Annotated in this window: 22 protein-coding genes; 9 read left to right on the top strand and 13 right to left on the bottom strand. The window is 46.7% G+C overall.

What is annotated here, in order from left to right:
- Positions 1-5: 5 nt before the first annotated feature.
- From H8S84_RS20300 to pfkA, 3 genes are all read right to left on the bottom strand, one after another.
- Entirely contained in the window at positions 6-4,961 is a 4,956-nt protein-coding gene (locus H8S84_RS20300; protein WP_187066505.1) for a translocation/assembly module TamB domain-containing protein, read from the bottom strand.
- A 322-nt stretch (positions 4,962-5,283) separates the two neighbouring features.
- Positions 5,284-5,628 carry a hypothetical protein gene (locus H8S84_RS06945; RefSeq protein ID WP_187066504.1) on the bottom strand — a complete coding sequence of 115 codons (345 nt, stop codon included), beginning with the start codon at positions 5,626-5,628 and terminating at the stop codon, positions 5,284-5,286.
- A 128-nt stretch (positions 5,629-5,756) separates the two neighbouring features.
- Positions 5,757-6,728 carry a 6-phosphofructokinase gene (gene pfkA, locus H8S84_RS06940; RefSeq protein ID WP_187066503.1) on the bottom strand — a complete coding sequence of 324 codons (972 nt, stop codon included), beginning with the start codon at positions 6,726-6,728 and terminating at the stop codon, positions 5,757-5,759.
- A gap of 293 nt (positions 6,729-7,021) precedes the next feature.
- Between pfkA and H8S84_RS06935 the strand changes: the two genes are divergently transcribed.
- Together H8S84_RS06935 and H8S84_RS06930 are read left to right on the top strand one after the other, a co-directional pair.
- Positions 7,022-7,450, top strand: a complete 429-nt coding sequence (locus H8S84_RS06935) for a tellurite resistance TerB family protein (protein WP_187066502.1) — start codon at positions 7,022-7,024, stop codon at positions 7,448-7,450.
- A 3-nt stretch (positions 7,451-7,453) separates the two neighbouring features.
- Positions 7,454-7,786, top strand: a complete 333-nt coding sequence (locus H8S84_RS06930) for a hypothetical protein (RefSeq protein ID WP_187066501.1) — start codon at positions 7,454-7,456, stop codon at positions 7,784-7,786.
- A gap of 7 nt (positions 7,787-7,793) precedes the next feature.
- Here the strand turns inward: H8S84_RS06930 and H8S84_RS06925 are convergent, their stop codons facing one another.
- The 3 genes from H8S84_RS06925 to H8S84_RS06915 form a co-directional block, all read right to left on the bottom strand.
- Positions 7,794-8,414, bottom strand: a complete 621-nt coding sequence (locus tag H8S84_RS06925; protein WP_187066500.1) for a hypothetical protein — start codon at positions 8,412-8,414, stop codon at positions 7,794-7,796.
- Positions 8,415-8,458: 44 nt separating this feature from the next.
- Positions 8,459-10,216 (bottom strand): SLC13 family permease, encoded by a 1,758-nt coding sequence (locus H8S84_RS06920; RefSeq protein WP_187066499.1) that lies wholly within the window; start codon positions 10,214-10,216, stop codon positions 8,459-8,461.
- A 115-nt stretch (positions 10,217-10,331) separates the two neighbouring features.
- A complete protein-coding gene (locus tag H8S84_RS06915; protein ID WP_187066498.1) occupies positions 10,332-11,132 on the bottom strand; it encodes an SDR family NAD(P)-dependent oxidoreductase in 801 nt (266 codons plus the stop codon).
- A 167-nt stretch (positions 11,133-11,299) separates the two neighbouring features.
- On the opposite strand from H8S84_RS06915, the gene H8S84_RS06910 reads away from it, so the two are divergent.
- Both H8S84_RS06910 and H8S84_RS06905 read left to right on the top strand, forming a co-directional pair.
- The gene (locus H8S84_RS06910; RefSeq protein WP_187066497.1) at positions 11,300-13,660 is read left to right on the top strand and encodes a TonB-dependent receptor; all 2,361 of its coding nucleotides are present in this window, start codon (positions 11,300-11,302) and stop codon (positions 13,658-13,660) included.
- Positions 13,661-13,681: 21 nt separating this feature from the next.
- Positions 13,682-14,575, top strand: coding sequence for a DUF4249 domain-containing protein (locus tag H8S84_RS06905; RefSeq protein ID WP_187066496.1), 894 nt, complete (start codon positions 13,682-13,684; stop codon positions 14,573-14,575).
- A 59-nt stretch (positions 14,576-14,634) separates the two neighbouring features.
- Here H8S84_RS06905 and H8S84_RS06900 read toward each other — a convergent pair whose 3' ends face one another.
- On the bottom strand, positions 14,635-15,363 hold the full coding sequence (locus H8S84_RS06900; RefSeq protein ID WP_187066495.1) for a Dph6-related ATP pyrophosphatase: 729 nt from the start codon (positions 15,361-15,363) through the stop codon (positions 14,635-14,637).
- Positions 15,364-15,555: 192 nt separating this feature from the next.
- On the opposite strand from H8S84_RS06900, the gene H8S84_RS06895 reads away from it, so the two are divergent.
- Entirely contained in the window at positions 15,556-15,762 is a 207-nt protein-coding gene (locus tag H8S84_RS06895) for a hypothetical protein (RefSeq protein ID WP_230407063.1), read from the top strand.
- Positions 15,763-15,822: 60 nt separating this feature from the next.
- Here H8S84_RS06895 and H8S84_RS06890 read toward each other — a convergent pair whose 3' ends face one another.
- Positions 15,823-16,917, bottom strand: coding sequence for an MBL fold metallo-hydrolase (locus tag H8S84_RS06890; protein WP_187066494.1), 1,095 nt, complete (start codon positions 16,915-16,917; stop codon positions 15,823-15,825).
- A gap of 300 nt (positions 16,918-17,217) precedes the next feature.
- On the opposite strand from H8S84_RS06890, the gene H8S84_RS06885 reads away from it, so the two are divergent.
- The 4 genes from H8S84_RS06885 to H8S84_RS06870 all read left to right on the top strand — a co-directional run bounded on the left by H8S84_RS06885 (position 17,218) and on the right by H8S84_RS06870 (position 20,692).
- The gene (locus H8S84_RS06885) at positions 17,218-17,448 is read left to right on the top strand and encodes a hypothetical protein (RefSeq protein WP_230407062.1); all 231 of its coding nucleotides are present in this window, start codon (positions 17,218-17,220) and stop codon (positions 17,446-17,448) included.
- Positions 17,449-17,544: 96 nt separating this feature from the next.
- Positions 17,545-17,808, top strand: a complete 264-nt coding sequence (locus H8S84_RS06880) for a hypothetical protein (RefSeq protein ID WP_187066492.1) — start codon at positions 17,545-17,547, stop codon at positions 17,806-17,808.
- Positions 17,809-17,984: 176 nt separating this feature from the next.
- Entirely contained in the window at positions 17,985-18,704 is a 720-nt protein-coding gene (gene pepE, locus H8S84_RS06875; protein ID WP_187066491.1) for a dipeptidase PepE, read from the top strand.
- A gap of 179 nt (positions 18,705-18,883) precedes the next feature.
- Positions 18,884-20,692 carry a DUF885 domain-containing protein gene (locus tag H8S84_RS06870; RefSeq protein ID WP_187066490.1) on the top strand — a complete coding sequence of 603 codons (1,809 nt, stop codon included), beginning with the start codon at positions 18,884-18,886 and terminating at the stop codon, positions 20,690-20,692.
- A 63-nt stretch (positions 20,693-20,755) separates the two neighbouring features.
- On the opposite strand, the gene H8S84_RS06865 is transcribed toward H8S84_RS06870, so the two are convergent.
- From H8S84_RS06865 to H8S84_RS06845, 5 genes are all read right to left on the bottom strand, one after another.
- Positions 20,756-21,193, bottom strand: coding sequence for a hypothetical protein (locus H8S84_RS06865; RefSeq protein WP_230407061.1), 438 nt, complete (start codon positions 21,191-21,193; stop codon positions 20,756-20,758).
- A 7-nt stretch (positions 21,194-21,200) separates the two neighbouring features.
- Positions 21,201-21,644, bottom strand: a complete 444-nt coding sequence (locus H8S84_RS06860) for a hypothetical protein (RefSeq protein ID WP_230407060.1) — start codon at positions 21,642-21,644, stop codon at positions 21,201-21,203.
- A gap of 35 nt (positions 21,645-21,679) precedes the next feature.
- On the bottom strand, positions 21,680-22,219 hold the full coding sequence (locus tag H8S84_RS06855; protein ID WP_187066489.1) for an RNA polymerase sigma factor: 540 nt from the start codon (positions 22,217-22,219) through the stop codon (positions 21,680-21,682).
- 138 nt (positions 22,220-22,357) lie between these two features.
- Positions 22,358-23,314 (bottom strand): transketolase family protein, encoded by a 957-nt coding sequence (locus tag H8S84_RS06850; protein ID WP_187066488.1) that lies wholly within the window; start codon positions 23,312-23,314, stop codon positions 22,358-22,360.
- Between the two features lie 73 nt (positions 23,315-23,387).
- Positions 23,388-24,782, bottom strand: coding sequence for a vWA domain-containing protein (locus tag H8S84_RS06845; RefSeq protein ID WP_187066487.1), 1,395 nt, complete (start codon positions 24,780-24,782; stop codon positions 23,388-23,390).
- Between the last annotated feature and the right edge of the window lie 35 nt (positions 24,783-24,817).

The following is a 24,817-nucleotide window of genomic DNA, read 5'->3' as shown; positions in this document are numbered from 1 at the left end:
AGTGTTTAGTTTGCTGCGTCTTTTTTTTCTGCTGCTTCCATTCTGCGTTCAGCCTCTCTTGTTCTCCTTCTTTCCAGATCCCTGAACAGATCGGAGAAGTTATTATACTCCCGCACATAAATCAGCGAAACGCCGGTTGCACGCACATCGCCACCTTCTATAATTCCTTCGTACTGGTTGCGCTGAAAACCACGCACACGCAGCCGTCCGTCTTCGGTTAAAGAATACTCAATAGAAATATCGCCGCCAAAGCCACTCATCGTCTGGTTCGACTGGCCGGCCGGACTGCCTCCCTCAAGACCTATGTCGGTACCCACGCGCACGGTTAACCTATCATTCAGGAACTGCTGGCGCAATGCCACGTTCAAGTCGGTGCGTCCTTGCCCGGATCCTGATGAGTAGTCCTGGTAAGACTCTACACCCAGCTCCAGGCCTAAGCCGCCGGCGTAGCGGTTTGTCAACTGGTTTAACTGGTCCGTCATCACCTGTCCCAAGCTGTTACGAGCCGTAGACTCAAAACCACCCCCAGAGCTGCTGAGCGGGTCCGGAGCCAGAAAACGATTTAGAACTAATAGCGCAAACACCTGCTTGTTCAACTCTGACTCGTCCTGGCGAAGATTACCCAGACTGCTGACCACCTCCGGAGGCACACTGCCCTGGCGGTCTTCCGGGAGCTGTATATCGAAGCTGATCTCCGGTGTAAGCATCTCACCCTCCACGTACACATATACCTGGAAAGGCACCTGGTTGCGCAAAACCGGGTTTAGTGTACCACCGGCCTGAGAGGCAACTAACTCCATTGGAGCAGTCTTTACATTATAAATAGCCGTTATATCCATGTTAGCCTGTAAAGGGTCTCCGGTCCAGTTTATATAGCTGCCCTGCGTAATATCCAATTCGCGCGAAGCCAAGTCATAAAAATCCATGCTGTAGCGGCCATCGGTAACGGTGTAGCGGCCCGACATATTTATCTCTCCGCTTGGCCTCATGCCTATAAATAGTGGGTCAGCAGTACCTCTTACTGTCAGTTGGTCACCAGTGATCGGATCTAGTACAATGGTAACCGGTACATTATCATTTACTGTTATCTCAGCTTCTATGTCAGCTCCTACAAAACCAGTAATCGCGGTGGTATCCTGCTCTTTTTCTCGGATTATGGCCGTCAACGATGGGTTTAGGTTTACAAACTCTACAATACCTTCCCGTTCGGCAGCGCCTACCTGGTCTGCGGGTATCACGATTGTGAAATCTGAGCCATCCAGCACTTTTGCATTCACGTCGATCTCCGGCACATTCATATTACCGGTAACAGTGGCATTCGCATCAATAAACACGGTGCCGTAGTATAGGCTGTTGTCCTGAACGATAGAATTAAGTGCCAAAAACCGGTCTGTGTCAACTTTCAAGTCGAATTGATAGTCGGTGTAGTCCTCTGTCAGAATGTTGCCGTTTACAACTAAATCATTACCCAGCGAGTCGGTAAGGGTAAAGTTAGGGAAGTTAATACCTGCCTCATTGAATACCAGACGCTCATCCTGCAGCGTGAAAACTGAGCCCAGCATGGTAAGGTTAAACTGTGCCTGATCGAAGTTAAGCTGGCCAAGTATATTTGGATTCTCTAAGGTGCCAGCTATACGTAAATCTCCGGTGGCCCTTCCATCCAAGTCTTCTACAATACCCTCTGTAAAACCCTGTAGCGAGGCAATGTTCAGGCTAGCGATATTAGCGTTCAGGTTGAGTAAAGTGGCGTTAGGTTGGGTTTCCATAAAGCCTGTAATGTTTACTTGATTGCTGTTGCCGGTTAGCGCTGCATCTATGTTGTACCTGTTGCCACCGGTACTGTTGGCCTCCAGCGCAAGGTTTCCAACAGGCACGCCCTGGTAGGTAAAATCAGTTATGTCGAGGTCTGATGTGAACGAAAGTGTGCCGGAGAGTATGTTCCGGATAGTTGCTTCTCCGTTTAATGTACCATCAAGCAGCAGACTATCCTTTGGCTGGAAGGACCCCATGAGGTATCCCAGGTCCAGGTTCTGAATCTGTAGTTGCAGCGGAGCGCCCGGACCGACTGGACCTGTACTATTTAGGCGAAGTGAGCTGTTGTTGCGCTGCAGCACAATGTTGTTGGCGTAGATAAAGTCTGTGTCAAACTGCAATGAGTTATCTTCGGGCACATTCCAAACATCCCCGTTAATAATCACTTCGTCAGGACTGAACGTAAACCGGTATCCTTCTCCCAGGCTGTTGAATATGCCGCCCAGCATAAAGTTGGTTGTAGTTGTATCGGCGCCGGCTACCGTTAGCTTCACCTGCAGGTTGTCGTCGCGGGCCGCGCCCTCCAGCGTTACATTTTTAACATTAAGCGACGGTGAGATAAGTCTTTGCAGGTTTACCTCATAGGCTAGCTGCTCCCTATTACCATTTAATTGCAGGTCGATGTTCTGTAAAGTATAATCTGTGTAAGCAAGTTTGCTGATTTTGCCCTCCAGTGCTAATTGTTTTGTATTGCCATTATAAGCTGCCGTGATAGGACCAGACGTCTGCAGCTGCTCCAGCCCCGGTACAAAAGAAGCAATCAGTGCTGTGTTCTTTAGGTTGAGTGTAGCTGTAAAATCCTTTAGGTTCACGTTGGCCGGGTAAGGCGGGTCTGGTTGCAGATCGAAATAGTTGGAGAAGTATTTTTGCAAGGCAGTAGGCAGTGTCGCCAGCGAGTTGCCAAAGCGCATTTGTGCGTCTACAATATCAGAAGCTATGTTTACTGTTGCCTTTTCTCCGCTCTGTTCAAGTGTAAGCAGTAGCGAATCGATAGGGTAAGTTTTATTGTTATGCTGCACTATCAGCTGGTCTCCTGTTAACCTGCCACTGAGTGTGCTGGCATCAGCACCAGTAAATCTGCCTTTCAGCTGCCCTTTTACAGAGAGCGGATCAGGATATAGGTTAAGTGCCTGCAGGTTGGCATTGTCCAGATCAAGGTTGAAATCATAGATAGGCTGCTGTTCGTTTCTCAGGTTAAAATCGCCGATCAGGTCAAAGTTCAGGTTCTGGTCCTCGGCTGTAGCTTTCACCGAGTACAGGTTTTGGTTTATGTTAGCGTTTACATCTATGTTGTTGTAAGTATAGTTGTTATAATCGAAGCGCTGCACTTGAGCCTGAACGTTGGCCCGCATGGTTTCAGGTGTTAGCCCTGTGCCACTGGCTTTAGCCGTTAGAGCCACTGTGCCAAGACCGAGGCTATCGGTGAACAGCTGCCCAAGATCAAAACCTGCTGACTTAACTGTGGCGGTAAAGCTTTCGTTGGCTCCCATGTCTACCACGGCCTCTACGTTGCCAAAAGAGCTCCGCAGATCGGCGTTTAAATCGAAAGCGGTCAGGGTTCCTGTATACTTTCCTTGCAAGCTAATTTGTGCCGGAATTCTGATATTAGGTGGTATGGTGCCAGCCGGAGCCAGCGCCTGCACATCGGTGCGTGTAGTTGTAAGGCGGTCTATATCCAGATCCATATAAAGCTTATTTGGATCGGTGGCGTTTCGCACCATACCACTAACATCCACATACGTATCTTTCAGTCCGGATAACTTTAACTCCCGGATACGGAGATTGTCCATTGGGCCTTCGGCGCGTGCTTCTACCCGTATCGTGGAGTTGGCTATACTTCTAAAGGATGGATCTTTGGTCAGGTCAGGGGCAAAATACTGCACATCCTTCATGCCAATGTAGCTATCCTTAATGTTTATGTCCAAGGCCAGGCGCTCAGGATTTTCTGCGATAGCCTCCAGAGAAGGGTAGGTCATCGCCAAGTCGTTCTGCAGATGGCTGTTCGGTGTTTTTATATCCAAATTGGTTAGACTGGCACTAGTGGAATCCAGTCTAACTAACCCCTGAAAATTTTGTAAGGTAAAACCGCTCTTTTCTTTTAGCTGGAGCTGGTTTATATCGGCTCGTGAGCTGTTCAGGCTGTACAAAATATCCTGTGCCTCTATCAGCACATCTGTAAATAACAGGTGGTTATAGTCCATGCCGCGCGGCTGGGCTGCTACATCGGCATTGTCAAATTTAACATCTACGTTTTTAACGTTTAGTTCTCCCAAGGCTAATACCCAGTTCATTGGCTGGCCACTTGCCTTCTCCACCGACTCATCCAGTTTCTCTGCTGTTCGCTCCGGGTTAATTGTGAGGGAATCGGAAGGGGTGAGCTTTTCCTGTACATACACCACATCAGTGTTCAGCAGTGTGAAACTCTTAAGGTCTATGCGTGCGTCTTTCAGGTTAATGTTATCTGATACAACTTCTGATTTACCCAAGTCCAGTTCAATCCGCTGATCAGATGGGTAACTGAGATAGTTCATCTTTATGTTTTCGAGGGCCAAGCGGTTTAGGCCAAACTCTACTTCCAGTGGCTCCTCATTGCCAGAAGGTGGCGGGACTTTGGTTTGCTTATAGTCTATCCAGGTATTGCGTAGTTCCACTTCGTCCACCAGATAGCGCTGCTCCTCTAGGTTCAGTTCTTCCATGGTGGTGGTTAGTTCGCCGATGCGGGTCTTAATATAATTTCCTCCGGCATCGTCTTTAAACACCAGATACACCTTGTCCAAATTTACGGTGCCCAAATTAATGGCCATGGCAGCGGCCGTGTCGGCTGGTTGTGTGGCGGCAGTGTCGGTGGCAAAAGCATCAAGTATAAAGTCGTAATTTGTGGTGCTGTCTTCACGGATGTGCAGCTTAACCGTGGCATTGTCGAGGTCTACTTTGCTGATATTGAGTTCGCCGCTGAAGAGTGAAAACAAACGCATATCCACACCCAAACGCTCTGAGTACCACAACGTATCCTGCTGCTGGTCTTCCAGATAGACGTCTTTCAGTACAAACGTATTGCGCCAGTCGGTGGTAAACCTGCCAATGTCTACGCGGGTGCCAAGCGTATTTTCAAGGTAGTTTGCGCCCTTCTGAGCTACAAAATTTTGCACTCCCGGAAACTGCAGTAGTATAACTATAAGTATAACAAGGCCTATTACTATGGCGAGAAACCAAAGTATAAATTTCAGGATACCTTTTCCGATATGTTTGGCTGATGCGATAAGCAGTTAAAATTACGTGTGTACTGCTTTTACGGAAAAGTATAGATATGGATAGATTGAGGCTGTTTTTTTAAAACTAGCTATGCGCAGGACCAGAAGCGTCTGGGGAAAATAACACAATGCCAATTTACAAAACAAAAGCCCTTGCTGCTGACATAGCAAGGGCTTTTGTTGTTATTTTAATTGTGCTAAGTTTTAAATAATACACATGTTATTGAAGTATAATGACGTTCCCGTCGGGTGTTTTAATGGCTAGGGTTCCGTTCTGGTAAACCTCCTGAACACTAGCTGTTGTACAGCAATCACCCTTTTTCTCTGTGAATTTCAGATTAAGTTGTTGTGGACCAAAACCATTCACCCAGAGCTCGTAATCGCTGAGGTTTCTGTGTACGATAGCTTCTATCCACGTCTCATTGCCCCGAGACAAGGTATACAACTCTGCCGAAAAAGAAGTATTTGCAGCTTGAAGCGTTATCTGATCCAGGTTAACCAATCCTTTGTCTAGTAGGTTTTGCCCCTCTTTGTCCGTTAGCTTAAAAACAAAAATGTCTGGCATGCAATCAACATTAGAGCATTTGTTGCAGCCAGTTAAGGGCAGCAGTAAAATCAGAAAAAAAAGTAAGATTTGTTTTTTCATGTTGGTCTGGTTTTCCAATAACTACAGTGTACTGCTTGCCGAGTTGGTTAAACAGAAAGTATATTCACCATCTCGATATAATAAGGGTTTATTACCTTCTGCTTGGTTATGGTATCGATAAAAGGAGTATAAACCAACTGAGAGTTAATGATGCCGGCCATTTCACACTTGCGACCCGCCAGCAGTCCGTCTACACAGGCGATGCCTAATTGGCTTGCCAGCATTCTGTCGGCAGCTGTAGGTGCTCCACCCCGCTGCACGTGGCCAAGTATAGTAACACGGGCATCCATGTATGGGAGTGTCTTTTGTACTTGTGCGGCAATGTCGGCGGCGTTTCCTTCTTCGTCGCCTTCGGCTACAATTACAATAAAAGAAGTTTTGGATCGGTCCCAGCCAGTACGCAGGGTATCTACCACCGATTGGATTGTTGTTTCTGTCTCAGGTATCATCACAATCTCAGCTCCGCCGCCAATGGCACACGGTATAGCGATGTAACCAGAATCGCGGCCCATTACCTCTATAAAGAAAACCCGATCGTGACTGTCTGCAGTGTCACGAATTTTATCAATGGCATCCAGGGCGGTGTTAACAGCGGTATCGTAGCCTATGGTATAATCAGTTCCGTACAGGTCGTTGTCGATGGTGCCGGGTGCACCTAGTGTAGGTATACCAAACTCTTCGTAAAATATATTTGCACCGGTAAAGGTGCCGTCACCGCCAATGGCTACCAAACCTTCTATTCCGAATTTCTGAAGTTGCTCATATGCCTCGCGTCGCCCTTCTTTAGTCGTAAACTCTTTGCTGCGGGCAGAGCGAAGTATAGTGCCGCCTTTTTGAATGATGTTGCTGACAGAGTTAGATTCCAGTCGTGTTATCTCGCCTTTGATCATGCCGCGGTAGCCACGCTTTATCCCGTAAACCTCAATTCCCTTATGTACTGCTGTGCGCACTACTGCACGAATGCAGGCGTTCATGCCAGGAGAGTCGCCGCCAGAAGTAAATACTCCGATTTTTTTCATTTTGATCTTTTTTGTAAAGCTATTCTGTCAGGATATTCAGATTAAAACCTTTGGTTCTGAACATTAACTTAGCTGCCATTTCGTTTATAGATTGTGCACCAAGGCTGCTGCTTTGCCATAAAATTAAAAAAAGCCGCAAAACCATGTCCTTAAAAATAGAGAAAACCGTATGTAATATCGGTAGTATCTGTACCAATAATTCTAAGGCTGTGTTACGTAACCGCATAACGTTATGCAGCAGCACTTGCAAGATGCATTAATTACATTATTTATACTTATTAAAGAGGTACTGTATGTTCGGTTTTTTTGAAAGCGAAGAAACAAAAAAATTAAAAAGCCATATTGCCAACCTTGGGGCACTAGCCAAAATTGATGGCCACGTAGACCCAAACGAAATGAATTTCATAATTTCGATAGGTAAAAAGCATGGCATGAAGGCTGATGACGTGCGGCACCTTATTTCCAATGCAGAGAAATCTGATCCCCAGTTACCGACCAATGACTCTGAACGCTTTGACCAGATCTACGACCTGGTGGAGATGATGCTGGCCGACGGCATAGTGGATGAAAGCGAAATGGAGTTCTGCATTAGTATGGCTGCACGTCTGGGTTTTAAGAAATCTATTGTTGGGGTGCTGGTTAGAAAGATATCAATGGGGGTGAAAGACGGCTTTACGCGTGAGCATATTAAACGCGAGGCGCAAACCTTTCTTAACTACTAACTTATGCAGCGGATAAAAGTTAGCTATAGAGCCCTTATCGGTACTTATGTTTGCCTGCTCCTGTTACTGGGGTCTTATTTGCTGTTAAGCGGCCGGTTTCTGTTAAACCATAATACACCAAGCGAGTTACCCCTTGATTTTATGCTGCGCTTTGGTGTTTTCTGGTTTATAAGTTTTGTGCTGGCCATGCTGTTCTTTGTGGTTCATATACGCATGCACCAATACAACCTATCTGACGCAGAGATCGCACAGTCGGCTAAAGTCGGAACCTTTGCTTTTGTGGGAGGTGTATTTATGGCTACCCTTAGCGGAGTGCTTTTTTATACACTAACATAGGCTGGCTCTACCTAGAGGTGATGTAGGCTGTAAAGCCATTGTTCTGATAAACATAAGTGGTTATGTTATCCTCAAATTTAACCCCTATAGCATCTTTCTGTAATTTTAAGGTTTCTCCGGTTTCTGCATTCTGCAGTTCCTGCCCTTGTTCGGTCACATTCAAATCATAGACGCTTCGGAGGGTGCCCCTGTCATTAAAAAGTATGTCGCGTTTTAGCTCGTGCAGTCTCCATTGGTTATCTCCTATATCAGTCGCTGCTACTATGATCACGTTTTTTTCGTGCTGTAATTGCAAGGCGTGATCCAGGTAAGTATCGTCTGTGAAGTAGCCGCTTATTACAAATGGCCCCTGCTCACCTTTATCATCCTGTGCTCTGATGCCCTGAGTAAGAATTGGTTGCTTATGGCCCGGGTACTTCTGGGCTAGTAGCTGCAGCACGGGTTGTGGCAGCGGCAGGTAAGTTTCCTGAGAGGTCTCATTTATCTTGGTGGCGTCTTTATCGGGGCTTGCTGCTGAATCAAGTGCCTCAGCAGGAGGGCCTAAATCTATCTGTTCGTCTTTTACCTCCTCGTTTTTGGGGCTGCAGGAAAAAGCGACAAGAATCAGAAGTATAGCTAAGTTTTTCATAATGCCATAGTTTATCTATGCATACTAGCATAAGGCAAAAGCAGTTACACTGGCCAGAACACCGGTACAAGCAGTACAATTACCAGTACAAGCAGAATAGTGAGGGGAGTGCCTACTTTTATGAAGTCCCAGAAGTGATATTTGCCGGGGCTGTAAACCAGGATACAAGCTGGCTCAAACGGCGTAACCATAGAAACAGAAGCAGCCAGCATAATGCCAATAGCAAAGGCCCTAGGATCGGCGTTAAGCTCAGCGGCAGCGCGCAGGGCCACCGGCACTATCACTAATGCAGCTGCAGCATTAGACATAGGTTGCGTAAGTATAACCGTGAGCACCACAAAGCCAGCCAGCACAGCTAGTTTTCCAAATGGCCCCATCAGGTCTACGATACCCTGTGCCAGAAAGTCTGCGGCTCCCGAGTTTTCCATGGCGGTGCCAAAGGCCGTCATGCCCCCGATAAGCACCAGCAGGCGCCAGTCTATGGCAGCGTAGGCCTTATTAGTGCTGATGCATCTGAAAAGTATGGTAAGTATAGCCGCCAGTAAAAACGCGATAGAAAGAGGCAGCAGCTTCGTGGTGCCAGCCACTATGGCAAGTATAAAGCAGGAGATAGCAATTAATCCTTTTCGTTTTTTAAAAAGCAGCGGCTCAAATTCGTCCAGCAAAGCCACATTGTTTGACTGGCGTAACTGGTCTAAACGCTGGGCTGCGCCTTGTACCAGCAACAGGTCGCCGAGTTGCAGGCGCACACTTCCTATTTTAGTACGTAGGTTTTCGCCGTGGCGCGAAATAGCCAATACTACCAAGCCATAGCGGCGCGTAAACTCCACTTCCTTAATCGTTTTCCCGATCAGGTTCGACTGACGAACTACGAGTAGCTCCGCCAGTCTTATATCTTCTGTTTCAATGTCTTTGGCAAGTATGGCATCTGCCATAATCTGTATGCCTTTGGTCTCCTTCACCTTCATTAGGTTGTCCAGGTCGCCTTCTACTAAAAGTATATCGTTAACCTCAATGCGTGTGCGGAAGTCAGGCAGGAAGTTGTCTTTGTTTCGGATAATATTCAGCATCCTGAAATTGAGTGTGGTAAGGTCGGAGGCGAATACCAGTTGGCCAACCAGAGGAGAATCGGGTAGTACTAAAATCTCCGTCAGGTATTTCTGCAGTTTATACTCTTCGGTAAGCTGCTGGTCGTCGTGGCTTGGCAGCATGCGCTGCCCGATCGTCATCATGTACACAATGCCAACTATAAAAATGATAAACCCGATGCCGGAGATCTCGAAAAGACCAATAGGTGGTAAGCCGGTTTTAGCAATGTAGCCGCTCACAGCCACGTTGGTAGAGGTGCCGATCAAGGTGCAGGTGCCGCCAAGTATAGCCGCGTAAGCTAGGGGCATCAATATTTTAGAGGCGCTGCGGTTTATGCGCTTCGAAAGACCGACCAAAGGCGTAACAAACATAGCCGTAACGGTGGTATTGTTCATAAAAGCAGAGACAACACCTGTTACCAGCATCACTACGAGCAGCATCACGTTGGTGCTCCGCCTAGCCAGGTTAGCAAGCCGGACTACGGCAAAATCAAGTATGCCGGTTTCCTGCAGGGCGGCGCTAAGTATAAAAATGGAAGCAATAATAATGATGAAATCGCTGCTGAACCCGGCAAACGCCTCCTCCGGTGTAATAATGCGCACACTGGCGAGAATGATCAGCATAACCAGCGTCACGATCTCGATAGACAGGTACTCGGTTGCAAACAGAATAATGGCTACAACCAAAAGCGTGAGTACAAGTGCTATTTCCATAAAGGGCGTTAGGATGAAAAACTATACTTCAGGAGGAATGATGACAGTATAGCTTCGGCTTTTACGTGCTACTGCCTGCCAGAGTTAGCAGGAATTTTTAATACTTAAACTTTACTTAACGCATCATTGCAGATGTACCCCCGTCTACGATCAATGTATGGCCGGTAATATAAGAAGCAGCATCTGAGCACAACCAAACAATCGTCGCTGCAGCTTCAGTAGGATCACCAAGCCGCTTCTGGGGTATAAAGTTGAGGTACATTTGCTTCACTTCTTCTTCCCTGGCTGCATCGCCTCCGGACTGCATGCTAAAAACATCCTGCAGCATAGGCGTGTTGTGTGCACCCGGGGCCAGTACGTTAACCCTGATGTTGCTGGTGGCCAGCTCCTGCGCCGACGACTTTGCCATGGCAATGACACCAGCTTTAGCTGCTGAGTAAAGCGCACCGCCTGGTGCCCCTCCCAAGCCGTTTATGCTTGCTACATTTACAATGGCCCCGCCTGCTGGTTGCTGCTCCAGCATCAGCCGGATTTCCTGCTGCATGCACAGCCATACACCCCGTAAATTTGCAGCCATTGCCTCCTCAAAATCCGTGAGCTCGAACTCGTGTAGGGGTTTGCCAATGCCTGTTTCGTTTGCTGCGTTATTTACGGCAATATCCAGGCGGTTATACTTCTGCTTTATGTGCTGGAACAGCTCCAGGATGGCTTCAGGTTGGCTGTTGTCGGTGCAAATAAACTCTGGTTGGAAGCCGGCTTTACCCATCACGGCTGTTGCTTTTTCTTTGCTTCTGCCAGTAATAATTACTTGAGCACCGGCAAGTGCAAACTTTTGGGCTGTAGCCAGGCCAATGCCTGAGGTTCCACCAGTTACCAGTACCACTTTGTCCGAGAAATTATACGTTACCTGTTCCATACTTTCATTCTATAAATCAGAGTGTTGTTTTGCTTTTACATAGCTACCACCGCTGTTTAACCATTAAACATTACGTTCACTAAATATTTTTAAAAGTTAATACTTGGCATGTAAGTTGCTTAAGATCGATTCAATAAATTTGTAGAATATTTACATAATCTAAAACTATGAAAAAACTCTTTACGCTCTTGCTGCTACTTTGCTGCACTTGCCTCTCGTTTGCACAGGGCAAGTATACCATCAGTGGCTATGTGCGCGAACAAGGCAGCGGCGAATCTTTAATCGGAGTTAGTGTATACCGGCCTGGCACTACCATCAGTACATCTACAAACACCTACGGGTTTTACTCCCTTACGCTTCCGGCCCAGGACTCGGTAACGCTTGCTTTTGGTTACCTGGGATATAAGTCACAAGTTAAAACTTTATCGCTGCGGCAGAATGTAGAACTGAATATACAGTTGCAGTCTGAGGCTACTTTAAAGGAAGTAGAGATTGTAGGAGAAAGGGTGGAAAAGGTAAGCCAGGCTGTGGAGATGAGTAAGCTCGATATTCCTATCTCCCAAATCAAAAGTGTGCCGGCACTGCTAGGCGAGAAAGACGTGATGAAAGTGCTGCAGTTGATGCCGGGTGTGCAATCGGGAAGCGAGGGCAACAGCGGCATTTACGTGCGCGGTGGCGGTCCTGACCAAAACCTGATCATACTTGATGATGCCACAGTGTACAATGCATCTCACCTGTTCGGGTTCTTCTCCCTGTTTAATGGCGATGCCCTAAAGAGTGTGGAGCTGACGAAAGGCGGTTTCCCGGCAAGGTATGGCGGCAGGCTTTCTTCGGTTATTGAACTGAACATGAAAGACGGCAACAAAGAAGAACTGCACGGCGAGGGAGGTATTGGTATACTTTCTTCGCGGCTTATGCTGGAGGGGCCGTTAGTTAAAGGTAAATCCTCTTTCCTGGTATCTGGTCGTCGTACGTATGCCGATGTGTTGGCCCGCCCTTTCTTTAAAGAAGATGAACGCCCCGGCTACTACTTCTACGACCTGAACACCAAACTGAACTATGACTTCGGCAGAAAGAACAAGCTGTACCTGAGTGGCTATTTTGGCGAGGACAGGTTTTCTATACTGGAAAAAGATGATGATGAAGTAAACAAAGCCGGCTTTAACTGGGGCAACGCCACGGGCACGCTGCGCTGGAACCACCTCTTCAACGACAGGCTTTTTGCCAACACATCACTTATTTTCAGTCGCTATAAGTTTAACATTTTCACAGATGAGAAAGATGGCGACGACGAGTATAGCCTTCGTTACTCTTCCGGCATCCGCGACATCGGCATAAAGTATGACCTGGACTTCCTGCCTAACCCGCAGCACTCGATCAGAGCCGGCTTGCTGAGCACCTACCACCGCTTTAGCCCGAGTGCCATTGTGGTAAAAGACACCGACATAGATAAGTTTGAAAGCAAAGTAGACAACATTGATGTGGTGGAGTCGGCGGTATATATAGAGGATACTTACAGGCCGTTTGTTAACCTGCGCCTGAATGGAGGTTTGCGCCTTAGCCACTTCTATACTAAAAATAAGCAGTACATAAGGCCAGAGCCGCGTTTATCTGCAGCTTATAATATTAAAGAAGATTTGGCAGTAAAAGCTTCTTTCTCGCAGATGAACCAGTATGTGCACCTGCTCACTAACACAGGTATCGGCTTACCAACCGATCTTTGGGTGCCAACTACAGACAGGGTAGCGCCGCAGCAGTCGTCTCAGGTGGCGCTGGGCTTTGCAAAGGACTTTATGAAGCGTGATATAGCGTTAACCGTAGAAGGCTACTACAAAAAGTCTGACAACATTATCGGGTATAAGGAAGGCGCTAGCTTTTTGCTGATCGAAGACCCGGAGTCGGCAGAGGAAGTGAGATGGGAAGACAACATTACCAAGGGCAAAGGATGGTCTTATGGGGTGGAGGTGTTGCTGCAGAAGAAAGTAGGGCGTCTGTCTGGCTGGGCCGGCTATACTTTGTCGTGGACACAGCACCAGTTCGACTCACTTAATTTTGGCCAAAAGTACTATGCCCGCTACGACCGCCGCCATGATGTGTCGCTGGTAGGTATCTATGAACTTCGCAAAAACATTACCCTATCAGGTACATGGGTTTACGGAACAGGTAACGCCATTACCATGCCTATTGGCACATGGAATGCGCCACGCAACACCCCAACGCGCGATGAGTCACGTACTGGCTACACCTATTGGGGCATGAACTCTACACAATACGGACCTATGAACGGCCATCGCATGGCGCCATACCACCGCCTGGACTTGGGCATACAATTCCATAAGCAGAAGAAGTGGGGAGAGCGCACTTGGGAGGTTAGTTTTTACAATGCCTATAACCGCAGAAATCCATTCTTCTATTACCTGGATGAAAGATCAACCCAGGTAGGGGACAAGTATGAATCGGAGGTTAAACTGAAGCAGGTAACGCTTTTCCCGATCATTCCTTCGGTAAACTACAGCTTCAAATTTTAAAACAGCTTAAACTAAGACAAAATGAAACTACATAGATATATACTGGCTGGGCTTATGCTGTTTGCAGCTGCCCTGCAAAGCTGCGAAAAAGAAGTGGCTGACTTTGACATAAGCACAAAACCGATGTTGGTGGCTACGGCTTTTATCTCGCCACAGGATACAGCGCTGGCAGTGGAGGTAAAGCGTACACAACCTGCTATAGGCAAGCAATTGCAGGAGGAAGAGTTGAGAGTGAAAGATGCTACAGTAACCATATCAGATGGTACAAACACCGTGCAGCTTACCTACAACACAGCTTGGAACAAGTACTTTGGTTCAATTAAGGCCTTACCAGTTGTGGCCAATAAAAGCTACTTCCTGAAGGTAACCACACCAGCCGGAGAAAAGGCCGAAGCTACGTGCACCGTGCCATCGCGGGAAGGCATACAGGTTACGGAGTTAAACTATAACACAAGAGCTGCCGAGAGTTATGGGTACAAATTTCTGGAACACAAGATTGATTTCAAATGGCAGGATAAACCAGGTATAGAGAACTATTATCACCTTACCAGTTACCGCACCTATAGTGTAAGTTACGGTTATCCTCCAATCGTGGAAAAGCAGCACGAGTCGGCCTATACAGATTCTGAAAAGATATTTGTATCAGACGCTAAGCATGATGGGAAAGTAATACAGTCGCCTGAATTTAAGATAACCTCCATGGACCCAGACGTTGTACCTAAGCCCTTTGTAGTTACCGCTATTATATCTGTAACAGATAAACCATACTACCTGTACCACAAATCTGTGATGGAGCAGGAGAGCGTGGGTGGTAACCCGTTTGCAGAACCTAAACGGATCTATACCAACATTCAGGGCGGATTGGGTGTTTTTGCAGCTTATAACCAGATTAAAGTACAGAAGCAGATACAATAATCAGAGACTTTATTTTATAGTAAAAGCCCGGCAGGTTTATACTTACCGGGCTTTTGCTTTTAGTGGGTTGGTACCAAATCGCAGAACCAGAAGCTGGTATCATAAGCTGGTTTGTCTTCTTTTTTAAAGCAGTTGTTATCGGCATCTGCTGGTGCACCGTATGTTTTCAGGACTTTCTCTCCCAGCGTATACTTTACAGGCCTTTTGAAGATGGGGCCATCAAACACAAACGTATGAAACTCTCCATTTTCGCCTGCAGGGTCTACACCGGCAGGCAAGTCAGCCAGGAAGCTGTCATCCAGAATACGGCCAACAAAAGACTCATCCAGCAGCCTGGCATTTATACTTACCACCACTGCTTTAAAGCCAAGGTTTATAAACTCACGCACCAGTTCATCTGTAGGTCTGCCCCACAATGGGAATGCAGCCTGTATGCCTAGTTGTGCCAACTGCTGCTCGCGGTACTGGCGTAGGTCTTGCAGGTTGATGTCTCCGAAAATGGCATGAGTAAATCCTTGTACTTTTAAAGGTGCCATTGTGTCCTGCATCAGTTTATTGTAAGCATCCATCGAGGCGCTCTCCGATAGCATAACCTGCTGCAAAGTAATACCTAGATTATTTGCCTGCTGCTCTAAAAGGTCCTGCCGAACGCCGTGCATGGTTATGCGATTTGTAGTTCCACTCAGAGTTGTTAGCAGCAGATCTACCTGGTACTGCTGTTCTTGTAACGTATGATATAGGCAAAGGGCAGAATCTTTTCCACCACTCCAGTTAAAAACGCTTCTCATGTTTAGTCTGTTTTCGAAGTATAACAAAGGTAGGCACAAAGTATAAGCCAGCAAATATTGCACTGCAGTTGCCGTATGTTAGCTTTTACACTTGCAAAAGAACTTCTTAGCGCCATTAAAATTGCACAAATTAGAACCTGATACAGAAGATAGAACGTAAAAAGTAGTAGTGCCGCCGTATGGTGGCCTGTAATGTTTAACTATGAAAAGGAGGATATTATGTCTAAAGGAGATAAATCAGCTTACACAGATAAGCAGAAAAGAAAAGCCGAACACATCGAGAACAGCTACGAAGATAGGGGTGTAAGCCACAAAGAAGCTGAGAAAAGAGCCTGGGCTACCGTTAACAAACAGGACGGCGGCGGCAAGAAAAGTGGTTCCGGCAAATCAAGTTCTTAAGTATAAATATTAATAATAGCTAAAAGGCCAGGGGCAATTGCCCCTGGCCTTTTAGCTATTCTACGGATAGTTATTAGTGTGCGCTTCCGGGTCATCGTGCTCCGGATCAATAGTAGGAGGGAAGCCGGTCATGACGCGATTGTGCGAAAAGGGCCTATCTTTACCGTAAGCCTGCGGCTGTCGCTGGCGGCTTTGCTTTTGCTTCGAGTTTTTGTCCCTAATCGCCATCCAGAATATTCCTGCCACTGCTACTGCACCGGCCACAGCCAATACTTTTGGTACAGTGTTGCTGACTGGGGGCGGTAAAAAAACAATTCCTTTTTCGTCGGTGATAGCAGGTTCGTGTACATAACGGCCGCGTTTTGGCACAACCTTCAGCCAAAAACTTTTAACCAGGTCTTCCAGTTGCCAGATGAGTTCTTCTCCTTTCATGGGCATACCGTGCCCGGTGGCAGCTATTTTAGGTGATAGGTTTAAAAGTGCTTCTACGGATCTGTGTGCGCTACCCCAATCCGGGGTATAATAATTTGGTGGTCCGTGCACTTCGCGCTTTTCTGTCATCACGGCAATAGCTGACTCTGCATCGCGCGTAGTAAAGGCGTCGCCAGCCAAAAGCACGCGGTCCTCTTCTCTAAAAAACGACACGTGGCCGGGACTATGTCCAGGAGTAGATATCCAATGCCAGCCTTCGAGACCGGGTACGCTGCCATCCTCCGGCAACAGCACCAACAACTGGTGTATATCTATTGGCTTTTTAGGGTAGATAAACGAAAGGTAAGCCATGGCGCCACCACCCACACTCGGATCAGGTGGTGGGTAACTGGATCTGCCGGTTAAGTATGGGAACTCCATCGGGTGTGCGTAAACAGGTACCTGCCACTGCTGCGCCAACTCCTTAACAGTGCCTGTATGGTCGAAGTGGCCGTGTGTAAGTACAATTGCCTGCGGTACGCTGTTTTCTCCAAACAACTCATCAGCAGCATTTTTAATCTGCTGCGCATAACCCTTCACGCCAGTGTCCACCAAAACCCACGAGCCATCTGGGTTGGCTACAAAGTATAAATTAACAAAAACTGTTTTTAAGCCCCACACGCGTGGCGCTACAGGAAATGTTTGCCGGTTAGCCGCGGCGGTTTGTTTTTTTGTTGTTTCCATAGGCGTGCCTTTACTTAAAGTTAGGGAAATAATGTCAGACTTTTAGTACGCGGCACCTCTGATTTTGGCCGTCTCTAAAACCAAATAAATCCTTAACTGTTATTTTATTGCCTGACCTGCTGCAGATTAAAAATATAAGAATTAAAAGTAGCTGACAGTTGCCGAGTGAGGCATGTTTTTTGAGCTATTTACACCAAGTTGCCTTAAATACTGGCGATTTAATTTCCTGTTTTGCGGGAATTATTTATATTAGAGCAAAGTTTATTTTTTATGGTTAATTTATTTGTTCCACCTAGCTACATGTCAGTCTATGCAAAGTGCATAGATGCGTCGATGCCTGCCTTTGATCCGGAGGAGTGGATTGAGGAAGGCAAGGTGTACCCTGTAAAGCATTTTTCGGAGCCTCTGAACCAGGGTGATGGTTTTGCCATTACTATTATGGATGAGGACGGTATCGAAATTCACCCTTCTTCTTCGCACTGGAGCTTTGCTTCGTCGCGGTTCGAGCTTTATACTTTGCACCTGAACTAGACCAAATTCAGAAAAATTACGTTAAACTATAAAGGCTGCCTCGCGCAGCCTTTTTTAATATTTTTTGCCGGACTAGTATAGGAGTACATTTTTACCATGATTACCGCCGAAGAATTCAATGAGCTTCCCCCTCATTTGCAATCAGAACTTGTATTAAGCCAAGGACATTACTTATACCACCGCATAAAAGGCTGGTGTAAAATAGACCTCTATTGGTTCCATAGTTTTTATGTGGAGATATGGTTCCTGTATGATCTTAAAAGTATAGGCCTCGTGCGTGGCCTCACCAGCTATAAACACTTGGAGCCATACTTAGAAACAATTAAGCTCAAACTCAAAACCGTGAAGAAAGAGGAGTAGAATTACGAATTACGAATTACGAATTACGAATTACGAATTACGAATTACATTTCTTTAAGCATCAGTTTCCCCTCTAGGACCGATCTCAATCTCCAATTTATACTTGGCGGACTTGCTTCTTATATCTAAAAAGTAATTCTAATTTATAAATCGGCTCAGAATGTCTATTTTTGAGCATGAGCAGAAACTTACTTTTGATAAGCACCTCTACTACACACGGCACAGGTTACCTGGAGCATGCTGAAGAGGAGGTTAAGGCACTGTTGGATGGAAAGTCCAGCGTATTGTTTATACCCTATGCCCGTCCGGGTGGTATCTCGCATAACGACTACACGGCTAAAGTAAAAGAAGCGCTGGAGCCATGGGGTTTCAAAGTTACCGGCATACACGAACACGAAAGCCCGGTGAAGGCTGTACAGGAGGCTGAGGCAATTTTTATAGGCGGTGGTAATACGTTTCAGCTACTAAAGAACCTGTACGCTAGCAAAATTATAGAGCCGATTCAGGAGCGGGTGAAGAAGGGGATGCCATACATGGGCACCAGTGCAGGTACTAACGTGGCAGGTAAATCCATTGGCACCACCAACGACATGCCTATTGTGCATGTAAAGTCGTTTGATGCGCTGCAGTTGGTGCCGTTTAATATAAACCCACATTACCTCGATCCGATTGAGGGCTCTACACATATGGGCGAAACCCGTGAAACTCGTATTGCAGAATTCCATCACCTGAACCGCCAGCCGGTTGTTGGTCTGCGCGAAGGTAGTATGCTGCGCATTAAAGGCGATCGAATAGAGCTGAAAGGACCACACTCTGCCCGCATCTTCCTTCAGTCAGAGAAGCCAATGGAGTTTAAGGCAGGTGATGATATCGGTTTTTTGCTGGAGGCCTATTAACTATTATAAAACGTACCTGATGTACTTGAAAAGGTGAAGCTGAACAGACTTCACCTTTTTTGTTTCTGATTGTTTGGAAGGCACTTCAAGTTATCGTCGTATAACTAACCAAAAAACTAAAAGATTATACTTTTAAGGCTCTACAAAGTATAATTACAACAAACCATACTTCTCATCCTATGAAAAAGTATTATATCACTTATTTCCTGGCATCAGCCCTTATACTTAGTGGCACCGTTAGTTGTACACGCACAACAGAACCTGAACAGGCAACAGAGGCTGTGCAGGCAGCACAAAATATTGATCAGATCTTTGAGAACTATTTCGAAGAGCGGTTAAAGCTTTTTCCGTTAGAGGCCACTGCCATTGCAGATAGCCGCTATAATGACCAACTGCCAAATGACTTGAGTCAAGAGCACAAACAGCAGGTAAAGCAGCTCTACCAAAAGTACCTAGACCAGATTAATAGCTTAGATAGAAGCAAGTTGGCAGAGCAGGAGCAGGTAAGCTATGATATCTTTAAGTATGAAATGGAGAAATCGTTAGAGGCTTTCAATTATCCCAGTGAGCTGTTGCCAATCAACCAGTTCTGGAGTTTGCCTATAACCATGGCGCAACTTGGTTCCGGCTCCAGTAACCAGCCATTTAAAACGCCAGAGGATTACAGGGACTTCTTAGGGCGCATAAAGGGTTTTACAGTATGGGGTGACACTGCCATTGCCAACATGCGCAGAGGCATGGCAATGGGTGTTATACTTCCGCGCATGCTCACACAAAAGGTGTTGCCGCAGTTGCAGGCAATGGTGGTGGATGATCCGAAGAAAACCATTTTCTGGGCGCCTGTTGAAAATTTGCCTGCTAGTTTTACTGCGGCACAAAAAGACAGCATACGCCAAGCCTACACTAAGGCGATAAAGGAAGAAGTCATCCCAACGTACAAAAAGCTGCACGATTTTATGAGACAGGAGTATTTGCCTAAAAGCAGATCAACCTCAGGCATAAGTGGCATAAAAGGGGGAGATGCGTATTACCGCTATCTGGTTCGCTACTGGACCACTACCGACATGACACCTGACCAAATATTTAACATAGGGCAGCAGGAGGTGGCTCGTATACGCAGTGAGATGGAGCAGGTAAAGCAACAGGTTGGCTTTAAAGGTGATCTGAAAGCTTTCTTTAAGTATGTGAATGAGAACCCTAAGTTTACACCTTTCAAAACACCAGAACAAGTTCTGGAGGGATACCGCAGCATAGAGCAGCGCATGCAGCCACAGTTGAGCAAACTTTTTGGCATTACCCCAAAGTCAAGGTTTGAAGTACGGCAGACGGAGGCATTTCGGGCTGCTTCTGCCAGTGCAGAGTATAACCCACCCGCCCCAGACGGCTCCCGACCAGGCATTTTTTACGTGCCTATCCTGGATGCCACTAAGTATAACGCTGTAGGTATGGAGTCGCTGTTTTTGCATGAGGCGATACCGGGGCACCACTATCAGATATCTATACAACAAGAGCAGGAGGGACTACCCAAATTTCGGAAATATGCCTGGTATGGTGCTTTTGGAGAGGGCTGGGCCTTATACTCTGAAAGCCTGGGTAAGGAATTGGGGCTATACACTGACCCGTACCAATACTTTGGCCGCCTAAGCGACGAAATGCACCGGGCTATACGATTGGTAGTGGATGTGGGTATACATGCAAAAGGCTGGACGCGCGAACAAGCAATACAATATTCACTAGATAACGAACTGACAAGCGAAGAAGCAGCTGTTGCAGAAATCGAACGCTACATGGCCATACCCGGACAGGCACTCAGTTACAAGATCGGGGAGCTTAAAATAAAAGAGCTGAGACAGCGGGCAGAGCGTGAATTAGGAGCTAAGTTTAGCATTAGTGCTTTTCATGATTTAATATTAAACGGTGGTGTGATGCCACTGGCTGTGCTTGAGAAAAGGATTGATGAGTGGATAGCGGAGCAGAAAAGAGGCTGATAATTAAATGAAAAAGGCACTCCAGTTACGGTAGTGCCTTTTTCTCAACTTTAGCCAAAATTATTATCTGTTTGCTGTTTTGCTGGCATCCAGCTTTTTAAGCAAGAGTTTTGTAAAATCTCGTTCTGCGCGATAAAGCTTGATTAGTTGTTTCGTAGAGATTACACGCTGGTAACGGGCAGCATATTCTTTCTCCAAGGCCAGCTCTCTTTCTCTGGTATCGAACATCTCATCTATTCTAGCCTTCGCTTCCTGCTCACTCATCTCCTCCAGGTTTCTGCGGTAACCACTGCGGTAGTTGCGCATTAATTCGCGGCGTTTGGTCTCGTACTCGTTGTAGATGGGCCAGAATTTCTGCGCCTGGTCTGCCGTCAATTCGATCTTATCGGTAATATAGGCAACCTTAGCAGCCTCTACATTCTCGTTACGCTCCTGTGCCTGAACACTAGTACTGGCCAAGCCAAACACACAGAAAAGTATAAGTATAACAAAATGTCTCATGGGTGAATTATTCTTGAATGTGTCTGATATGGTAATACTCCAGTTCCTCTTCGGCAGCTACAGAGCTGATGTTTAAGAAGTCTTCTGTAAAGTCTTGTTTAGACATCGAACTAAGCTCAGCAAAGTCCGCTGTTTCCAGGTCTTCGTTATAGCTCAGGTAGTCCAGTATCTCTTCTTCGGCCAGAGGCTGCAACGCATATTGCTCATCCTGCTTTTGCTGTTGCAAGGTAACAATGAACGCGCCTACAAACACAAGGAGTAAAACTAGGGGGGCAATAGCTGTGCGCAACGGAGCCCAAAGGCTTTGCTGCCAGGCTGGTACCTGTCTTTCAGCGCCAGCTGTTCGTTCCATCACACGCATGGGCAGGCGATCGAAATACTGCTCGGGCACCTGGTAAATGTTGTGCTTTGGAAGGTTATCCAGTTTAAAATCCTCTTTCATTCTATTCATTCTCTAAGGGTTAGATATAGAACTCGTGCAAAAGTTTAATCTCGCTTAATAAATTCTTCAATTTTTTTTACTGCCAGGTGATAAGATGTCTTCAGAGCACCCACCGAAGTGCCTAGAATCTCAGAGATTTCCTCGTACTTCATCTCATCATAATACTTCATGTTAAACACAAGCCGCTGTTTATCAGGAAGGCGCAGCAGTGCCTTCTGCAGCTTTAGCTGTATTTCATCGCCAGAGATATCCGGTGAGGTATCAATTTTCTCGGCAAGCTCACTGGCAACATCGTGTATCGGCAAAAAGAAACGCTTTTTCTTGTTCGATAAAAAGGTAAGGCACTCGTTGGTGGCAATACGGTAAATCCAGGTGTAAAGCTGTGCATCCTGCCTGAAATTGCCCAGGTTCTTCCATACTTTCACAAATACTTCCTGTGTTAGGTCGTCGGCATCGTCATGGTCTATCACCATCTTGCGGATGTGCCAGTAGATTTTCTGCTGGTACTTGCGCACAAGTTGGTTAAAGGCCAGGTTCTGGCTTTCAGGTTGCGAGAATTTTTCTAAAATCTCCTTGTCTTCCACAGGTCAGGTATGGGAGCCGGTAACAGCTAAGCTATGCAGAATAAATTTTGATGATCTCTGTTCAAGATAGCAAGTATAAAAAAATAGAGGGAGATAACTTAATACCTCCCTCTATTTTAGATTAATATTTCTAAGAATCTACTGCTTTCTGCTAATAGCACGTTCTGCAGCAGCAACAATGTTGCCCTCTGTCAGGCCATACTTCTCCATCAGTTCTTCCGGAGTACCAGACTCACCAAATGTATCGTTGGTTGCCACGTACTCCTGCGGAGCCGGGAAGTTAGTTGCCAGCACCTGTGCCACGCTGTCGCCAAGACCACCGAAACGGTTGTGCTCCTCGGCAGTTACCACGCACTTGGTTTTGCGAACCGATGCCAGTACTGCTTCATTATCCAAAGGCTTGATCGTATGGATGTTGATGATCTCAGCAGAGATGCCTTTCTCTTCCAGCATCTTACCGGCAAGTATGGCTTTCCAAACCAGGTGGCCTGTAGCGATGATGGTAACATCTGTACCCTCGTTCAGCATCACTGCCTTACCAATCTCAAATTTCTGATTGGCAGGAGTGAAGTTAGGAACCGACGGGCGGCCAAAGCGCAGGTATACTGGGCCTTCGTACTCGGCAATAGCCATAGTAGCAGCCTTGGTCTGGTTAAAGTCGCATGGGTTGATCACGGTCATGTGCGGCAGCATTTTCATCATGCCGATGTCTTCTAGTATCTGGTGCGTGGCACCGTCTTCGCCTAGTGTAAGGCCGGCATGCGAAGCACATATTTTCACGTTTTTGCCAGAGTACGCAATAGACTGACGGATCTGGTCGTAAACGCGGCCCGTAGAGAAGTTAGCAAACGTGCCGGTAAACGGAATTTTACCACCGATGGTCATACCTGCGGCAAGGCCCATCATGTTCGCCTCGGCAATACCTACCTGGAAGAAACGTTCCGGGAAATCCTTTTTGAAGGCATCCATTTTAAGCGAGCCAGTAAGGTCGGCGCAAAGGGCTACTACCTCTGGGTTGTTTTTGCCCAGCTCATGCAGGCCGGCACCGAAACCCGAACGTGTGTCTTTTTTCTCTGAATAGGTGTACTCTTTCATCTGTGTGTTTTGGCTTTTTATATGCAGGCTCCTGGTTTTATACTTTTAAGTTGCAGAAGCATGCCTGTTCTTTTTATCTGTTAAAAATTTTTACGTTTGTTGTTGCGCCTGACCTGATTGTGAAGTCCTGCACGTCAGTAAATTTACTTGCCTGGGCTGATTTCATGCGGTAAACCAACCTGTACTTTCCGGGCTGTAAGGCCACTGTAACTCTGCTGTTGTCTTCCGGCAGATTATAGATCCACGTTTGCCTTCCTGCATCATCGAGCTCGTAAATGCTGCCGTAGCCCTGCATCTGCGATGGAATAGCCAGCTGACCCGGAGGCGGAATTGTAACCGTGTTGGTTTGCCCTTGCTTTACCTCTACATTTTTTAAGTAAATGCGTGGCAGCGTCAGGATCTCCATGTCATACTTGCCGGTAAGGTACTTATGCCTGTTGCCGAAGGTTTGTACATTTAGCGTTTCGGTTGAGCCCTGCTGCCTCACGATAGCTGACAAAGCACCGTAAGGGGAGGGGCCATCCTGGCTTAAGTATAACTCTCCCTGCGGCGACTTTACCCGGATCACGTTGTGCTGCCCTGGTTTGATCTGCAGATCTTTCTCAACCACAATCGGTGTAGTGTTCACGACCAGGTGGTAGGGGATCAGCGCATCTATTTCCAGCTTGTCTGTCTTTCCTTTGCTGTCCTGGTAATGCACATAGTTATACTCTGGCACACCAGTTACCGCATTCACGAAGGTCAGGTTCAGGTTCGTCTCTGTAGGGCGGTTCTGCTCGTCCAGCAGCTCCACGCTTACTGTTGTCTCGCTTAGCGTTTGTGTGGCAATTTCTGTCAGCACATTCTCAAAAGTCTTAACATCAGCGGCATTAAAATACTGGCCGATGCAGCTCAGCTGCTTTTCGTACTCCGGCTCTATACCAATGCCAATGATGAAAGGCCTCAGGAAAATGCGGTTCTTTTGCAAGGCAAGCGAAACAGCACAAGGGTCGCCTCCGCAAGACTCTAAGCCATCGGTGATAAGTATGATCACGTTACGTGCCTTGTCTGCCGGGAAATCGTTGGCCGTTTGCTGCAGCGAGTAGGTGATAGGCGTGTTGCCACGTGGTATAACCTGCCCCAGCTTTTTCTTAATGGCTTCACTGTTGTTTCCAGCAGAAAAAGGCACTTCCAGTTTCGTGTCCTTACAGTCGTTGCGTTCACGGCCGGATTGGTGACCGTATACCCGCAGCGCCACTTCCACATTATCGTACTGCTCCAGGGAGTCTACCAGTTCAGCCAGCAGATTTTTGGCAACGCTCATACGATCGCTGTTTTCCCACTTGGCCAGCATACTTCCCGAGGCATCCAGCAGGAACAGGATTCTGGTTTTGGGTTGCTGCTTTTTTTCCTGGGCAATAGCAGCGCCACCTGCCGATAGCATCAGCAAGAAAAGTATAGCTGCTAAAATTATGCGCCAGAAAAACATCACGTCAAAAGCTAGATCCTGTAAAGCAAAGGCTT

Source organism: Pontibacter cellulosilyticus, from assembly GCF_014306105.1.
GTDB lineage: Bacteria > Bacteroidota > Bacteroidia > Cytophagales > Hymenobacteraceae > Pontibacter > Pontibacter cellulosilyticus.
Note: the sequence above shows the minus strand (reverse complement) of the source record. Positions and strands in the feature narration are given on the sequence as shown.

What these genes read in the sequence shown, in the direction of transcription:
- H8S84_RS06890 (WP_187066494.1), bottom strand. Translation starts at nt 16,917, where the DNA reads ATGGAAACAACAAAAAAACAAACCGCCGCGGCTAACCGGCAAACATTT.
- H8S84_RS06900 (WP_187066495.1), bottom strand. Translation starts at nt 15,363, where the DNA reads ATGAGAAGCGTTTTTAACTGGAGTGGTGGAAAAGATTCTGCCCTTTGC.
- H8S84_RS06870 (WP_187066490.1), top strand. Translation starts at nt 18,884, where the DNA reads ATGAAAAAGTATTATATCACTTATTTCCTGGCATCAGCCCTTATACTT.
- pfkA (WP_187066503.1), bottom strand. Translation starts at nt 6,728, where the DNA reads ATGAAAAAAATCGGAGTATTTACTTCTGGCGGCGACTCTCCTGGCATG.
- H8S84_RS06930 (WP_187066501.1), top strand. Translation starts at nt 7,454, where the DNA reads ATGCAGCGGATAAAAGTTAGCTATAGAGCCCTTATCGGTACTTATGTT.
- H8S84_RS06910 (WP_187066497.1), top strand. Translation starts at nt 11,300, where the DNA reads ATGAAAAAACTCTTTACGCTCTTGCTGCTACTTTGCTGCACTTGCCTC.
- H8S84_RS06920 (WP_187066499.1), bottom strand. Translation starts at nt 10,216, where the DNA reads ATGGAAATAGCACTTGTACTCACGCTTTTGGTTGTAGCCATTATTCTG.
- H8S84_RS06860 (WP_230407060.1), bottom strand. Translation starts at nt 21,644, where the DNA reads ATGAATAGAATGAAAGAGGATTTTAAACTGGATAACCTTCCAAAGCAC.
- H8S84_RS06935 (WP_187066502.1), top strand. Translation starts at nt 7,022, where the DNA reads ATGTTCGGTTTTTTTGAAAGCGAAGAAACAAAAAAATTAAAAAGCCAT.
- pepE (WP_187066491.1), top strand. Translation starts at nt 17,985, where the DNA reads ATGAGCAGAAACTTACTTTTGATAAGCACCTCTACTACACACGGCACA.
- H8S84_RS06905 (WP_187066496.1), top strand. Translation starts at nt 13,682, where the DNA reads ATGAAACTACATAGATATATACTGGCTGGGCTTATGCTGTTTGCAGCT.
- H8S84_RS06880 (WP_187066492.1), top strand. Translation starts at nt 17,545, where the DNA reads ATGATTACCGCCGAAGAATTCAATGAGCTTCCCCCTCATTTGCAATCA.
- H8S84_RS06865 (WP_230407061.1), bottom strand. Translation starts at nt 21,193, where the DNA reads ATGAGACATTTTGTTATACTTATACTTTTCTGTGTGTTTGGCTTGGCC.
- H8S84_RS06925 (WP_187066500.1), bottom strand. Translation starts at nt 8,414, where the DNA reads ATGAAAAACTTAGCTATACTTCTGATTCTTGTCGCTTTTTCCTGCAGC.
- H8S84_RS06845 (WP_187066487.1), bottom strand. Translation starts at nt 24,782, where the DNA reads ATGTTTTTCTGGCGCATAATTTTAGCAGCTATACTTTTCTTGCTGATG.
- H8S84_RS06915 (WP_187066498.1), bottom strand. Translation starts at nt 11,132, where the DNA reads ATGGAACAGGTAACGTATAATTTCTCGGACAAAGTGGTACTGGTAACT.
- H8S84_RS06850 (WP_187066488.1), bottom strand. Translation starts at nt 23,314, where the DNA reads ATGAAAGAGTACACCTATTCAGAGAAAAAAGACACACGTTCGGGTTTC.
- H8S84_RS06945 (WP_187066504.1), bottom strand. Translation starts at nt 5,628, where the DNA reads ATGCCAGACATTTTTGTTTTTAAGCTAACGGACAAAGAGGGGCAAAAC.
- H8S84_RS06885 (WP_230407062.1), top strand. Translation starts at nt 17,218, where the DNA reads ATGTCAGTCTATGCAAAGTGCATAGATGCGTCGATGCCTGCCTTTGAT.
- H8S84_RS06895 (WP_230407063.1), top strand. Translation starts at nt 15,556, where the DNA reads ATGTTTAACTATGAAAAGGAGGATATTATGTCTAAAGGAGATAAATCA.